Source organism: Dyella jejuensis (assembly GCF_044904675.1).
GTDB classification, from domain to species: Bacteria; Pseudomonadota; Gammaproteobacteria; order Xanthomonadales; family Rhodanobacteraceae; genus Dyella_B; species Dyella_B jejuensis.
This window is the reverse complement of sequence record NZ_JADIKJ010000022.1, coordinates 39283-52565: the sequence shown is the minus strand read 5'-3', so window position 1 is coordinate 52565 and position 13283 is coordinate 39283. Positions and strand designations below refer to the sequence as shown.

The following is a 13283-nucleotide window of genomic DNA, read 5'->3' as shown; positions in this document are numbered from 1 at the left end:
CGTTTGGGGTCGAGCCGATCTGCAAAGCCTTGCAGATCGCCCCATCGGGTTACCGTGTGCATGCCGCACGCCAGCGCCAGCCGGAACGACGTCCGGTGCGAACACAGCGCGACGAGGCGCTGGTTGCGCAGATCCAGCGCGTCTGGCGAGCGAACCTGCAGGTCTACGGTGCGGACAAGGTCTGGCGACAGCTCGGCCGCGAAGGCATCGTGGCGGCACGATGCACGGTCGAGCGGCTGATGCGCAAGCATGGACTGCGCGGCGTCATGCGCGGCAAGGTCGTGCGCACCACCGTCAGTGATCGTGATGCACCGCGCCCGCTGGACAAGGTTAATCGGCAATTCCGTGCCGACCGACCGAACCAGCTGTGGGTCAGTGATTTCACGTACGTCTCGACCTGGCAGGGCTGGCTGTACGTCGCGTTTGTCATCGACGTCTTCGCCCGCCGTATCGTCGGTTGGCGGGTCAGCGATTCGATGCGTACGGATTTCGTACTCGATGCACTCGAGCAGGCGCTCTACGCCCGTCGTCCAGAGCGCGACGGCACGTTGATCCACTACAGCGATCGAGGTTCGCAATATGTCTCGATCCGCTATAGCGAACGCCTGGCCGAGGCGGGAATCGAACCTTCAGTGGGAAGTCGCGGCGACAGCTACGACAACGCACTCGCCGAGACCATCAATGGGCTCTACAAAGCCGAGCTGATTCACCGCAGAGGGCCATGGAAAACCAAGGCGGCCGTAGAGCTTGCGNCGAGCAGGCGCTCTACGCCCGTCGTCCAGAGCGCGACGGCACGTTGATCCACCACAGCGATCGAGGTTCGCAATACGTCTCGATCCGCTATAGCGAACGCCTGGCCGAGGCGGGAATCGAACCTTCAGTGGGAAGTCGCGGCGACAGCTACGACAACGCACTCGCCGAGACTATCAATGGGCTCTACAAAGCCGAGCTGATTTACCGCAGAGGGCCATGGAAAACCAAGGCGGCCGTAGAGCTTGCGACGCTGGAATGGGTGGCCTGGTTCAACGCCCAGCGATTGCTTGCACCAATCGGCTATATCCCGCCAGCGGAGGCCGAGGCAAACTACTATCGGCAACTCGCGCAATCACGAGCCGCTGAACCAGCATGACTTAAACCAAACAGCCTTCACGAAAGCCGGGGCGGTTCAAACCGCCGTTTTCGGAGCCTTCATCGTTGTAAAAGAGCATGCCGGCCTGTGGCCGATCTTGCGGCGGTTGCTCTTTGCCTTTCACGATTACACCTGGCAAATCCGCTTTATTTGAAATGACCATGCGCAACGTGCCGTCCGGTTCGACAACATTGATTCGATGAACCGTGATTTCATCGAATGTCGATGAGCGTGATGATGCAAATCCTGTCAGGAGCAATACCGCCACTAAACCATTTGCAAACAGTGATAGAACTAAGAGCGGCCTGGTTGTAAATGAAGCCATCTAGGAAATCCTCCATGCGCGTAAATGGGACCGTGAATCGACTTTTCCTTACCCATCCTAAACTGCCTTGATGGGCATGACGAATGTGTCCGCTAACCGAGCGACTGGGCGTCAGCCTGGGTAAGTTTGCGAAAATGCAGGCATCTGGTCCAATAGGAGGTGCGCATGCCTCCGGGAAGGGAGACCAAATAATGTGATCGCCTTCAGATCTTTCGTGGGATCTGCTTTCGTCCAATCTTTCGCTCTTGCATAGCTAAAAATTGGCTCCCAGCCATTGCCGCATCTTTTGGCCACACCAGGCGCACGGCTGTTCACAGCCTCTGGAAAATCGGCCAATTTTTTTTCGGGGGGAAACCTCATCGAGGGGAACCCTTCCGAGGCTACGGATAAGGTCCCTGTCAAGATACTGTCGCACTTGCTCGATCGTGCACGTTGCCCAAGCCCTCGATTGAAACGCATGCCAGTCATTGGCCGCTTCAGCGTATCTACTGCCTTAAGCTCGTCACCTTTAACGTTGAAACGGAAACGAAATTTCCAGTACTTGGCGCCCGTAGGGCTACTTACAGGTACAGCCCGTTCATACCATCTGAAACCCAGAATTTTTTCTCTGCGGGGCATCAGTGCTTTGATCATCTCATCAGTACACCAGCCATAGCCCCGTAGGGTAAATTTAAAGCGGCTGATCTCCTCACGGTTTGTCCCATGCAATGGACGAAGCCGCTAGACACAACACAGAGACGCAGAGAAACAGAAACCATAAAAAACCCGCCACATAATGCTCGAATTCTATTGCGCCTAGCGATGGGCAGTCCTCGAAGCACTCCCCCATGAGCAATTCGCAAGTCCAAGCCCATTGACTAAGCGGCCTCAGAAAAGGTTGACTTGCCACAGAGATGAAGCGAGACACGAGCCCCTTCGGCACTCTTGTACGGTCGACCATATACAATATGCCGGTCCCTGACGTACAAGGATGAAACATGCCATCCTTAAATTCATGCGTTGCGAAGAAAAGCGCAACTTCAATTGACTCCGACAAATCTAATAGTGCGGTCGGAATACCATAATGCTGAGCGAGTTCTAGCTCGGGCAGGTATAGCCTATTTGCCTTTGCCCACTGAAATATGGGATGCCTCTCTAACTCTGAGTAATACCAAAGCGTTCGCGCTGCGTCGGCAACTATCCTCATCGCGTCTGCCTCCGAGACCTTCCACATATATTGCGGCATAGTTTTTATATGACGATACATGGAAGGAAAGCATGGAACATGACGTTTCGATTGTCCTCGAAAGAGATATGGGGGATAGGTAGCTGGAAGAAGCACCTTCTGCCCTTGGTCGTTCCGGGGCAAACGACCACTTCCTTTCCATTACCCCAATTGTGCGATGCCTATGGACGAGCGCCCAAAGCTCATCTTCAGAATAGCGCAGAGGCCATGTCTTTCCGGTCACATCACTTCCTTAGGGTGACTTCTATTTTCTTCATGAAAGCGCTCGTTATGCGCTTAATCTCGACGTATAGGTAGAGCATATCGTCGTTAGTTACTTCTCTGGAATGCATCGCGCAAATACGTACCGGCTGAAGTCGCCGCAAAGATTCACGAATACTTTCTTGGGTATTGAAAAAGGCAAAAAAAACCTTACTCCAGTTATCCCTCTTTGCGATGATTCGCTCGTAGTCAGTGAAATCGGCATAATCAATCAAGCGCAATCTCGCACCACCTTCGCGATCGGCCTTTTTCTTCTTCTCCACCCATGAATCGTGAACTCCATTTGGAAGCTGACGACGCGGCCAATCCTCTCCAAACTCCTTGGTCATGGCGTCATCAATGGCTTTACGGATGAACCTTTCGAACCTTACGAGATAACCATACGCTTCCATGGCTCGCCCCAGCTCAACTTCTTCACCCTGAGCAATTGGTACCGGCTCGCCAAACATTTTTGCCAGCGATGTAGTTTCGATTCGTAGGCCAGAACCTTCCGCAAGCTCCTCAAATGCTGTTGGCGTGAAATTGGTCAGTGAGTTGTCTAGACCCTGATCAACATAAAAGCGGCCTCTATTTTCCTTCTGCTCAAAGGAAATAGATGACAAGTCTTGCAGATCTCGCCAGTCACCCAGCAGTCCTCTTAGCACTGCTCCTGTCTTATCATTGAATGCTGTGAACCGGTCGATAACCGAAGCCATCCGATGAACTTCGAGAACCCCCTTCACGGATGCAGCAGCACCTACGATATCCAGCGAAGGTATCCTCATTCGCTCCATGGACCCACTGATCTGGTCCAAGAGATAGCTTTTTAGCTCCCCACCTTTAAAGTAGGCCGCGTGATCGGAGTGATATTCTTCGAATACTTTTTTGATTCCTGCAATCTGCGAAAATTGAAACCCATGCTTCCCGTCCACTATCTCACTCAATGAGTTACGTATAGTGGTAAAAGCCGAGTAACTAGGCGAATTCAGGAGATAGCTTTTAACATCCGGCATGGAGTCCTGAAACGCGAGAGCGGCCCCGATCGAACTCCCGTCGAAACTCGACTTCAGCGCCGTAACATCGGACAGATCAGGCATTGTAAATGCGTAAGCAGCAATCGCTTTCCCGATCAAGTCGTCCTTGAACACATTCATGGCGGTCAAGTCTGGAATGGAACTCTTGATCGCCAGAGCTGCCGCGATCGAGCTTGAGTCGAAACTGGACGTCAACGCCGCAACATGAGACAGGTCGGGCATTGTAAATGTGTGAGCAGCAATCGCTTTACCGATCAAGTCGTCCTTGAACACATTTATAGCGGTCAAGTCCGGAATGGAACTCTTCATTGCCAGCGCTGCCGCGATCGAGCTTGAATCGAAACTGGACGTCAACGCCGCAACATGAGATAGATCGGGCATTGTAGATGTGTGAGCAGCAATCGCTTTACCGATCAAGTCGTCCTTGAACACATTCATAGCGGTCAAGTCCGGAATGGAACTCTTCATTGCCAACGCTGCCGCGATCGAGCTTGAATCGAAACTGGACGTCAACGCCGCAACATCAGACAGATCGGGCATTGTATTTTTGAGCAGCGCCATTTCGGCGAGGGACTCGCTAGTCAAGTCATCCATGGGGACGGTTACCGCAGCCGCGTCTCGGAGGTCTGTGTGCTCTGGTAGCGCTTTTTCCAAGGCATCTCGATTAACCCCCTCCCGCCTGGGCTGGTCAACCCCTCCCGTCGCACCTCCGTCCACTCCGGTATTCGCCACGCACTTCCCCTTTAGCCGCTGAGCACACCTTTGCCACATTTTATTAGGCAACGAAAAACGATCGCTCCCAAAATCAAATCGTATACATTTTGAGAATTGAGCGGCAGAAGCCCCTGACTTTAGGCTTCGCTATCGTCGTATTGATGAACCGCCCGGTATGCCTGCTTCTCATGGGTTGGAGTGGCCGGGAACGCAAGTTTGAGCGCCCCCCTTTTTACTAATTCGGCAAGATGCACCTTTCTCAAGGTGTCGCCATTTCTATCCAAAAGTTTGCTAAGAGTGCTCAATGTCAAATAGCGCTCGGCACAAACTGCCAATATCGTGCGAGACATTTCGTCGGCAGAAATGCGTCGATTTGTACGTGGCGCGACCGCCAAAGCCTCCAAGGATGATCTCAAAGCTTCTGAGACTTGGGCGAGGTCATCAATTAGAGGGGCATCTAGCCTAGGGGACAATAAACACCCTTCTTGATCCCGCGAGCCACCGGATTGGCCGCTACTTTCAGGGCTATGCCCGGAGCTCAGGGCTTTATGCCCGGAGCTAAGAGTTGTATGCCCGGAGCTTAAGGGCCAAGGTCCGGGTGCAAATACGTCTTCGGGTGAGACCGGAATATCACCGGGCAAATGATAGACCTTCGCCCGAGCTTGCCCCGAAGACGCGAGTAAACCGTCTCTTTCCATGTTGGCTAGACGCAAGCTCAGATCGTGGCCATGTAAGGCGCAAATCTTCATCAGCCGCGCATGGTTAACCACTGTTTCCATTCGGGCTGTCGCCAAAATGAGCCTACCAGTAGTGTCTAACTCTTCGAAGGCATCACCGAGCAGCTCTCGCAACTGCTCAACTACATCCGCAGGCAACAGATCCGACATTCGTAATTCCAACAACGTCTGTTCAGGCTCCTCCTTTTCATAAAGGTTCGGCGGCGCCCAATGCTGACTTTTCCAGCTGCTGAATATCTTCGGCACACCAGAACCCGCGCGTTCGCCGAGACCAATCATCAGGAACATCTGATGCATGATGCGATTACGACAATCGCTTTCACTGCCCGTCAATATCTGTGAAAGTGGAAGGCGCAGGCCACCCGGATTGCGGAAACCGAACATGTCTGGCCTCTTTACAACGAGGATCGACAACCGCCCGGTATAGTCGGCATGCACCACAGTATTCACTAGTGCCTCGCGGAGCGCGATATGAACGGGAGAGTCACCAAGGCGCTGCCCATCTTTGACCGCAAATGGCACTTTTAGGTCCGTGATCAGCTTTCTATAAACGCGCCTGTAGAAATCAAATACGTTGCCGGACCAAGTTCCGTCGGGAAATATTCTGTCCACCCACCGATTTTCGGTGCGCGCTTCAGGACGCTCTTGATAGTCCACAAAGTAATGTGGAAATGCTTCTTGAATGGCAGCCCAAGAGCCAAACATCAGCAACCCAGCAACCGTTAAACCCTCGTCACCATTCTCTCTATCTCGCCGCCACGCACGTAAACATCGCAGGAACTCCTGATCGTCATGTTCAAGAAATGGATGATCAGGTTTCTCAGCTCGAAGCAGCTGCCTATAAACACGCAAACTATCTTGATCAATATCGTCAAGCCCATAGCCCTTCAAAATCTGGGCGTCTCGCTCGTCTTCTACCTGTTCGGCCAGCATTCGTTTGACTGTCTCGTCATCGCAATGCTGATCCGCCTCATGCAATCTGCGATAGGTATGGCCAAAGGGACGATTGTTAAGATACACAGGGCGCTGCTTGCGCGATGCCTTAAAAATATTCACCCAAAGTATCGTCTTCCCCTCGACATCAATTTCAGCAACGCACTCGTTTGTCAGAAGATTGGCACTCACCTTTTCTTTATTGTTTGCATTATTAAAAAGTTCACGCTTGACCTTTTCTACATCCTTAATACCTTCAGCGATGAACTTCCCATCTAACTCGCGAAGTCCGAGCAAGATGATCCCACCAGCCGTATTAGCCATCGCCGAATAAGTTGGCCAAAAATCCTTAGGTAGTTCGCCATTGCCATCTCGACCACCCGCTAACTTGCACTCGTATTCAGACGACTCTTTCAGGAATTCAAAATCCGAAGCGAGCATACTGAAGGAATCGTTCACGTGGTTTTCCATAAAAAATAGGTTTGAACCGTTGTGGTTGTCAATCCAAGTAGCTACATTGCATCGTTACCAGTCAAACTGGCAAACAATGGGCTGAAACAGCGAGTCTAAAATGTCAGCCCACTCTTGGAGCATCTTTCCGCGATCATCTAAGTACGGCTCGGTGTTATAGACCCCCCTCATTTTGTCGGGGTCCTTGTGAGCAAGCTGCCTCTCTATGTGATCAGGCGCATAGCCTTTTCGATTCAAGGCTGAACTGACCACATGCCTAAAGCCATGCATAGTCTGACGCCCGCCGTAGCCCATACGCTTTAGCATTTGACCAACCGCAGTATCACTCATTGGTTTACTTGGATCATTTCTGCCGATGAAAACGTGCTCAAACGTTCCCGTCACTTTGTGGATTTGATGTAGGGCAGCCACAGCCTGACTTGAGAGTGGAGTGACATGCCTGTAGCCGAGCTTCATCTCGTCTCTGCCCTTTTTGATCGTCCACAGACCCTTTTCAAGGTCGATCTCAGACCATCGAATGGTTCGAGTAACACCTGGACGGTTCGCTGTCCATAGAGCGAGGTAAGTGGCACATTTTACAAGTGGCGAAGCCTTGACATTCTTCAGAGCCAACAGAAAGGCAGGAAGTTCTTCAAATGCAATATGTGGATAAGGCGCTGATTCTGTCCTTATAAGAGTGATCGCGTGGAGGTCGCGAACTGGATCAGCATTGGTCCAATTTTTTGCTCTCGCATACTCGTAAATCGCACGAAGCCACTGCCGCACCTTCTTTGCCACATCCGGTGCTGCACGTTCATTACTAATCCGATGGACAAGATCCGCGAGCATCTCAGTCGTTATAGCATCGAGCCTATTTCGCCCAAAGGCCGGCAAGAGATCCTTATCTAAGTATTCCCTTACTTGTTTTGTTGTACGAATTTTCCATGCCTGAGCCCGGAAAGCATGCCAAGCGTTGGCCGCTTCAGCGAAGGTGTTAGCTGCACTCTGTTTTGCAGCTTGCTTCTTACGCTTCTTTTCCTCACGCGGATTTATCCCTTTATCCACGAGAACTTGCAGCCGACGAGCCTCAGTTCGCGCGGCACTCAAAAGCATCCTTGGGTATGGCTTACCAACCGTCACCTCATCGTTCTTGCCACTATGGCGGTAACGAAATTTCCAATATTTGGCACCGCTGGGCATGACCAAGACATATAGGTTATTGAGCTCATCGGCCAGCCAGTACTTTTTTTCGCATGGCTCAGCATCTCTGATCGATTCGTTGCTTAGCGTTCCGGGCATGGGGTAATCCGTGGATGAAAATCTTTGAGATTCCTTGGGTTGCGACTTCGGCAGCATTTTTTCGAGGCCGCCTCCGTGGGGTAATTTACAACGAGCAGCGGCTTTACCCCACGCCTTACCCCAGAGGATGCGTGAAACTTTTGGGAACATCCCGGTACGTCTAGAAACAAAAAACAAAAAAACCCGCCATTTAGGCGGGTTTTCTTTCCTACTGGAACGTTCCGAAATTTCTTGGAACGTCGATTTGGCTGGGAGACTAGGATTCGAACCTAGATAAACGGAGTCAGAGTCCGTTGTCCTACCGTTAGACGATCTCCCAATGCCGTGCCGAGCGGTGCGCTCTGACTTGATGCACCGGTCGGTCGAAACGCGGCCTCTTGCGAGGATTAGCGCTTCGAGAACTGGGTAGCGCGACGAGCCTTGTGCAGACCGACCTTCTTGCGCTCGACTTCGCGAGCGTCGCGGGTCACGAAGCCAGCCTTGCGTAGCTGGGTCTTCAGGCTTTCGTCGTACTCGATCAGGGCGCGGGCAATGCCGAGGCGGATAGCGCCGGCCTGACCGGTGATGCCGCCGCCGGCGACCGTGACCTTGATATCGAACTTGTCGGCGCTCTGGGTCAGTTCGAGCGGCTGGCGCACGATCATGCGCGAGGTCTCGCGACCGAAGAACTGTTCCAGGGTTTTGCCGTTCACTTCGATCGCGCCGCTGCCCTTGCGCAGGAACACGCGGGCGGCGGAGGTCTTGCGGCGGCCGGTGCCGTAATTCTGCTGAATCGCCATGATGCTTCCTTAGATTTCCAGCGCCTGCGGCTGCTGGGCGGTATGCGGATGTTCGGTGCCACCGTATACCTTGAGCTTGCGGTACATGGCGCGGCCGAGCGGATTCTTCGGCAGCATGCCCTTCACGGCGATCTCGATGACTCGCTCCGGATGGGTTGCCAGCAGGTCTTTCAAGCTGGTGGTCTTGAGGTTGCCGACGTAGCCGGTGAAGCGGTGGTACATCTTGTCGTCCAGCTTGGCGCCGGTGACAGCCACCTTCCCGGCGTTGATCACGACGATATAGTCGCCGGTATCGACGTGAGGGGTGAACTCGGGCTTGTGCTTGCCGCGCAGGCGACGCGCAATCTCGGTCGAAAGACGACCGAGGGTCTTGTCCGTGGCGTCGACCACGTACCAGTCGCGCTTGACGCTTTCCGGCTTGGCGCTGAACGTTTTCATTTCGGAATACCTGTCTGCCGCCACAGAGGCGGTAAGCGGAATCGATGGAACAAAGGCGCGAGATGATAGCGAAGCTTTCATCCATCGCGCAAGCCCAAGGTGGGCTGCGAGCTGCGAATGATAGCATGAACGTCATGCCCTTTGAGAAGCCCCGACACCGCATTGCCGTGCTGGCCGACCAGTGTGTCCAATGCGGCCTTTGCCTGCCCGTCTGCCCGACGTATGCGCTGGATGGCAGCGAAACTGAATCGCCACGCGGACGTATCGCCATCGCCGCCGCGCTGGCCTTGGGCCAAGCGAGCCCCAGCCCGCAACTACGCGAACCCCTGGATCACTGCCTGGGCTGCCTTAACTGCCAGCGGGCGTGTCCGGCGGGGATCCAGTACGAGGCACTGCTGGTGGAAACCCGTGCGCTACTGGGGCCTGCACCAGGACGCCCTCGGCTTCTGCTTGAGATAGCCAAGCGCCCGAATCTGAATCGTTGGTTGCAGCGACTGGCCCGCCGGACCGCAGCAGCCCGCTGGTTCCCGCGCCTTCTTGACCCCGGAAAGCGTGCATTGTGGCGCGCCTCCCTGGCTCTGCTGCCAACCTCGCCCACTATTCCCGCGACGTCCTCGGTGCAGCAGCATCACGGTACGCAGACGGATACGGTCGCCTTGTTTCCGGGCTGCGTAGCCAGCGTCCAGGATGCCGACGCCGCGCAGGCTGCCGAATTGCTATTAGCCGCAGTCGGCTACCGGGTCATCCGCATGCCGGCTTTTTGCTGTGGCGCGCTCGACCTTCACGATGGCGAGGCAGCAGAGGCTGAGGCGGCAGCCGAGCGTACCCGGCGCGCGTGGACTGCCATGGGCGCGGATCATCTTGTCACGGTGACATCCGGCTGCCTGGGCACATTGCGCCGCGCGCTTCCTGGTGTGCGAGTGGACGACCCTGTTGTCCTGCTGGCCGCACGCATCGGGCGTCTGCGCTTTCGTCCGCTGGCACGCCGTGTCGCCTTGCATGTGCCCTGCACCCAGGCCAATGTCGCCCGTAGCGACGCCGCGCTGGCGGCGTTGCTGCAACAGATCCCGGAGCTGGCGCTGCGGCGTCTGCCCACGCCGCCTTACTGCTGCGGCGCCGCCGGCAGCCACGTGCTGCAATTTCCCGAGCGTGCCGGCGCCTTGCGCGATGGCGTGATCTCCCACCTCGACGCACTGGATGCGGAACTGCTTCTATCATCCAATATCGGTTGCCGCCTGCATCTGGCCGCCGGGCTGGCGCAACGGACAACGACGTTACCGACCATGCATCCGCTGACCCTGCTCGCGCAGCAATGGGACCCTTGATGGATACCTTTATGACTATACGCACGCTTACCCCGCTCGATCGCCTGCTGGCAGGCATCGAGCGCGCGCTTGAAACCGTCGCTGGCGCGCCCGAAGCCAACCGGCCTTCTCCCGCGCATGGCATCGCCGAGGCCGAGCTGGACGAGCGCGAACGCCGTCGCGTGGCCGGCCTGATGCGCGTAAACCATACCGGCGAAGTCTGTGCGCAAGCGCTTTATGATGGCCAGGCGGCATTGGCGCGCAAACAGGAGAACCGGACTCATCTGCGGCAGGCCGCCGCCGAGGAAACCGATCACCTCGCCTGGTGCGCCGAACGCCTGCACGATCTGGATAGTCGCCCCAGCCTGCTCAATCCCGTGTGGTACGCAGGCAGCTATGCCATCGGCGCGGTCGCCGCATTGGCCGGCGACCGCGTCAGCCTGGGTTTCGTGGTGGAAACCGAGAAGCAGGTGGAAGCGCACCTGGCCAACCATATGAGCAAGTTGCCCGCGCAGGACGAACGCTCACGCGCGGTGCTGCGGCAAATGCAGGTTGAAGAGATGCAGCACGCCAAGCATGCCCGGGAGCGTGGCGGCGTGAGGTTGCCGTTCCCGATTCCGCAGCTGATGCATGTCAGTTCCATGGTGATGAAGACGGTGGCCTACCGAATCTGACGCCCCGTTCGCTCTTCGTGTGACCAGCTACCCTGGGAGGAAGCTGCGAGTCGCCATTCTTGCAACGCCCCCTCAGCTCGCCACGGCATCAAGAAAAAGCCCGCCTTCCGGCGGGCTTTTCATTACATGAGGTTGCGTCCGTGGAACAGTTCTTCGATTTCGCGTCGCAGCAGCGATTCGATGCGCTGGCGCTCCTTGAATGAAAGATCGTCCGCGTGCGCCTCGAACAAGTACGTGTCGAGGTCGAAGTCCTTGATGTGCATCTTGGTGTGGAAGATGTTTTCCTGGTACACGTTCACGTCGAACATCTCGTATTTCTGGCGGATGTGACGGGCCAGATAGTCCTGCACCGAATTGATCTTGTGATCGATGAAGTGCTTTTTGCCCTTCACGTCGCGGGTAAAGCCGCGCACGCGGTAATCACACACCACGATGTCCGATTCGAAGCTGTCGATCAGGTAGTTCAACGCCTTCAGCGGGGAGATCACGCCGCAGGTGGCCACGTCGATGTCCGCGCGGAAGGTCGCGATGCCGTTGTGCGGATGCGTTTCCGGATAGGTATGGACCGTGATGTGGCTCTTGTCCATATGCGCCACCACGGCACCGGAGATGGTGTCGCGGCCCAGCTTCTCCACCACCGGCTCCTCGGAAATGAGGATGGTCACCGAGGCGCCCTGCGGGTCGTAATCCTGGCGGGCTACGTTGAGGATGTTCGCGCCGATGATCTCGGCCACGTCGGTAAGGATCTGCGTGAGGCGATCGGCGTCATACTGTTCGTCGATGTACTCGATATAGCGCTGGCGCTGCTCTTCCGACACTGCGTAGCAGATATCGTAGATATTGAAGCTCAGGGCCTTGGTCAGGTTGTTGAAGCCTTGCAGGCGCAGGCGCGGAAGGGGTTTCACCACGGCGACACTCCATGGCCGGGTCACGGCCGACAGGTGAGGCGGGTTAGCTACAAGGGTCCCCGCTGTAGAAAAAGCATGCTGGACCCTTATCCTGCACGCCCCTTGTGTACGGACGATGGCAGCTGCCACCATCCGGAAGACTGCGAAGTATGCGGCAAATCGGTCGAAAACAGAACCTGAGGGCTCGACCGGCAGAATGGGGAGACGCGCAGGAGCGCATTCGCCGCGTGAAGGTGCTCGGAGCATCCAACAGGCTCACGCCGTCTTTGCCATAATGCGGAAGTTGCAAGGAACGCGGTACGTGTGGCCGCCGGATGAAGCGGCCCTTGGGACAAACTCAGCTTGGGGAAATTTCTGTGGTGCAGCTGAAATATCAATTACAACAAGCTTTCGAGAAGTCACAGGCTCCGCTGGGGTTCGCGCCTGATCCTGCCGCCATGGAGCGCTTCCTCGGTCTCTGCCACCGCCGCCGCTATCCCGGCAAGACCGCGATCATCCGTCCCGGCGATCCCGCCAATACGCTCTACTACGTGATCGACGGCTCGCTGGCCGTGTGCACCGAGGACGAGCAAGGCCGCGAGCTCATCCTCGCCTACATCAGCCGCGGGCAGTTCATCGGTGAAATGGGCCTGTTCGTGGAACAGGCGCAGCGCGAGTCGATGGTGCGCACCCGCAGTCCTTGCGAAATGGCCGAGATCAGCTACGAGCGCCTGTTCCAGCTGATGGAAGGCCCGCTGCGCGACGAATGCCCGAAGATCCTGTTCTCCATCGGCGCCCAGCTCACCCACCGTCTGCTGCGAACCTCGCGCCAGGTAAGCCGGATGGCCTTCATGGATGTCACCAACCGCATCTCGCGCACCCTGCTGGACCTGTGCCAGGAACCCGATGCGATGAGCCATCCTGCCGGCACCCAGATACGCATTTCCCGCCAGGAAGTCAGCCGCATCGTGGGCTGCTCGCGCGAAATGGTCGGCCGTGTGCTCAAGCAGCTCGAAGAGCAGGGCATGATCGAAGTCTCCGGCAAGACTATCGTGGTGCGCGGCACCCGCTAGGATCTTCGCCTGTCGCGTAGCCCGCGCTAGAGCATTTTCAAT

11 protein-coding genes, 1 tRNA gene and 3 pseudogenes are annotated in these 13283 nt (G+C 55.9%); 5 read left to right on the top strand and 10 right to left on the bottom strand.

Annotated features, from left to right (window positions below; genetic code table 11):
• Both ISP15_RS17025 and ISP15_RS17020 read left to right on the top strand, forming a co-directional pair.
• Nucleotides 1-752: pseudogene (locus ISP15_RS17025) on the top strand (IS3 family transposase); the annotation flags it as partial.
• Between the two features lie 2 nt (nucleotides 753-754).
• Nucleotides 755-1129, top strand: a pseudogene (locus tag ISP15_RS17020) (integrase core domain-containing protein); the annotation flags it as partial.
• 1 nt (nucleotide 1130) lies between these two features.
• On the opposite strand, the gene ISP15_RS17015 reads toward ISP15_RS17020, so the two are convergent.
• The 9 genes and pseudogenes from ISP15_RS17015 to rplM all read right to left on the bottom strand — a co-directional run bounded on the left by ISP15_RS17015 (nucleotide 1131) and on the right by rplM (nucleotide 9303).
• Complete coding sequence (locus ISP15_RS17015) at nucleotides 1131-1454, bottom strand: hypothetical protein (RefSeq protein ID WP_404548998.1); 324 nt, start codon at nucleotides 1452-1454, stop codon at nucleotides 1131-1133.
• A 253-nt stretch (nucleotides 1455-1707) separates the two neighbouring features.
• Nucleotides 1708-1923: pseudogene (locus ISP15_RS17010) on the bottom strand (hypothetical protein); the annotation flags it as partial.
• A 219-nt stretch (nucleotides 1924-2142) separates the two neighbouring features.
• Nucleotides 2143-2775 carry an FRG domain-containing protein gene (locus ISP15_RS17005; RefSeq protein WP_404549006.1) on the bottom strand — a complete coding sequence of 211 codons (633 nt, stop codon included), beginning with the start codon at nucleotides 2773-2775 and terminating at the stop codon, nucleotides 2143-2145.
• Nucleotides 2776-2903: 128 nt separating this feature from the next.
• Complete coding sequence (locus ISP15_RS17000; RefSeq protein ID WP_404548997.1) at nucleotides 2904-4547, bottom strand: hypothetical protein; 1644 nt, start codon at nucleotides 4545-4547, stop codon at nucleotides 2904-2906.
• A 257-nt stretch (nucleotides 4548-4804) separates the two neighbouring features.
• Nucleotides 4805-6796 (bottom strand): RNA-binding domain-containing protein, encoded by a 1992-nt coding sequence (locus ISP15_RS16995; protein ID WP_404548995.1) that lies wholly within the window; start codon nucleotides 6794-6796, stop codon nucleotides 4805-4807.
• 66 nt (nucleotides 6797-6862) lie between these two features.
• Nucleotides 6863-8263: a tyrosine-type recombinase/integrase gene (locus ISP15_RS16990; RefSeq protein ID WP_404548993.1), complete on the bottom strand. Its 1401-nt coding sequence runs from the start codon at nucleotides 8261-8263 to the stop codon at nucleotides 6863-6865.
• A 68-nt stretch (nucleotides 8264-8331) separates the two neighbouring features.
• Nucleotides 8332-8405 (bottom strand) — tRNA-Gln (locus ISP15_RS16985).
• A gap of 67 nt (nucleotides 8406-8472) precedes the next feature.
• Nucleotides 8473-8865: a 30S ribosomal protein S9 gene (rpsI, locus tag ISP15_RS16980; protein WP_404548991.1), complete on the bottom strand. Its 393-nt coding sequence runs from the start codon at nucleotides 8863-8865 to the stop codon at nucleotides 8473-8475.
• Between the two features lie 9 nt (nucleotides 8866-8874).
• Nucleotides 8875-9303: a 50S ribosomal protein L13 gene (rplM, locus tag ISP15_RS16975; RefSeq protein ID WP_404548988.1), complete on the bottom strand. Its 429-nt coding sequence runs from the start codon at nucleotides 9301-9303 to the stop codon at nucleotides 8875-8877.
• Between the two features lie 125 nt (nucleotides 9304-9428).
• Here rplM and ISP15_RS16970 point away from each other — a divergent pair, with 125 nt between their 5' ends.
• On the top strand, nucleotides 9429-10628 hold the full coding sequence (locus ISP15_RS16970) for a (Fe-S)-binding protein (RefSeq protein ID WP_404548987.1): 1200 nt from the start codon (nucleotides 9429-9431) through the stop codon (nucleotides 10626-10628).
• Complete coding sequence (gene coq7, locus ISP15_RS16965; RefSeq protein ID WP_404548985.1) at nucleotides 10628-11281, top strand: 2-polyprenyl-3-methyl-6-methoxy-1,4-benzoquinone monooxygenase; 654 nt, start codon at nucleotides 10628-10630, stop codon at nucleotides 11279-11281. The genes ISP15_RS16970 and coq7 overlap by 1 nt, the downstream gene beginning before the upstream one ends.
• Before the next feature lie 122 nt (nucleotides 11282-11403).
• On the opposite strand, the gene speD is transcribed toward coq7, so the two are convergent.
• Nucleotides 11404-12189 carry an adenosylmethionine decarboxylase gene (gene speD / locus ISP15_RS16960; RefSeq protein WP_404548982.1) on the bottom strand — a complete coding sequence of 262 codons (786 nt, stop codon included), beginning with the start codon at nucleotides 12187-12189 and terminating at the stop codon, nucleotides 11404-11406.
• 350 nt (nucleotides 12190-12539) lie between these two features.
• Between speD and crp the strand changes: the two genes are divergently transcribed.
• Nucleotides 12540-13241 (top strand): cAMP-activated global transcriptional regulator CRP, encoded by a 702-nt coding sequence (gene crp, locus ISP15_RS16955; protein ID WP_404549004.1) that lies wholly within the window; start codon nucleotides 12540-12542, stop codon nucleotides 13239-13241.
• Nucleotides 13242-13283 lie beyond the last annotated feature (42 nt).

Coding starts and splice junctions, on each gene's coding strand:
- ISP15_RS17015 (WP_404548998.1), bottom strand. CDS start 1,454: ATGGCTTCATTTACAACCAGGCCGCTCTTAGTTCTATCACTGTTTGCA.
- coq7 (WP_404548985.1), top strand. CDS start 10,628: ATGGATACCTTTATGACTATACGCACGCTTACCCCGCTCGATCGCCTG.
- rpsI (WP_404548991.1), bottom strand. CDS start 8,865: ATGGCGATTCAGCAGAATTACGGCACCGGCCGCCGCAAGACCTCCGCC.
- ISP15_RS16970 (WP_404548987.1), top strand. CDS start 9,429: ATGAACGTCATGCCCTTTGAGAAGCCCCGACACCGCATTGCCGTGCTG.
- rplM (WP_404548988.1), bottom strand. CDS start 9,303: ATGAAAACGTTCAGCGCCAAGCCGGAAAGCGTCAAGCGCGACTGGTAC.
- ISP15_RS17000 (WP_404548997.1), bottom strand. CDS start 4,547: ATGGATGACTTGACTAGCGAGTCCCTCGCCGAAATGGCGCTGCTCAAA.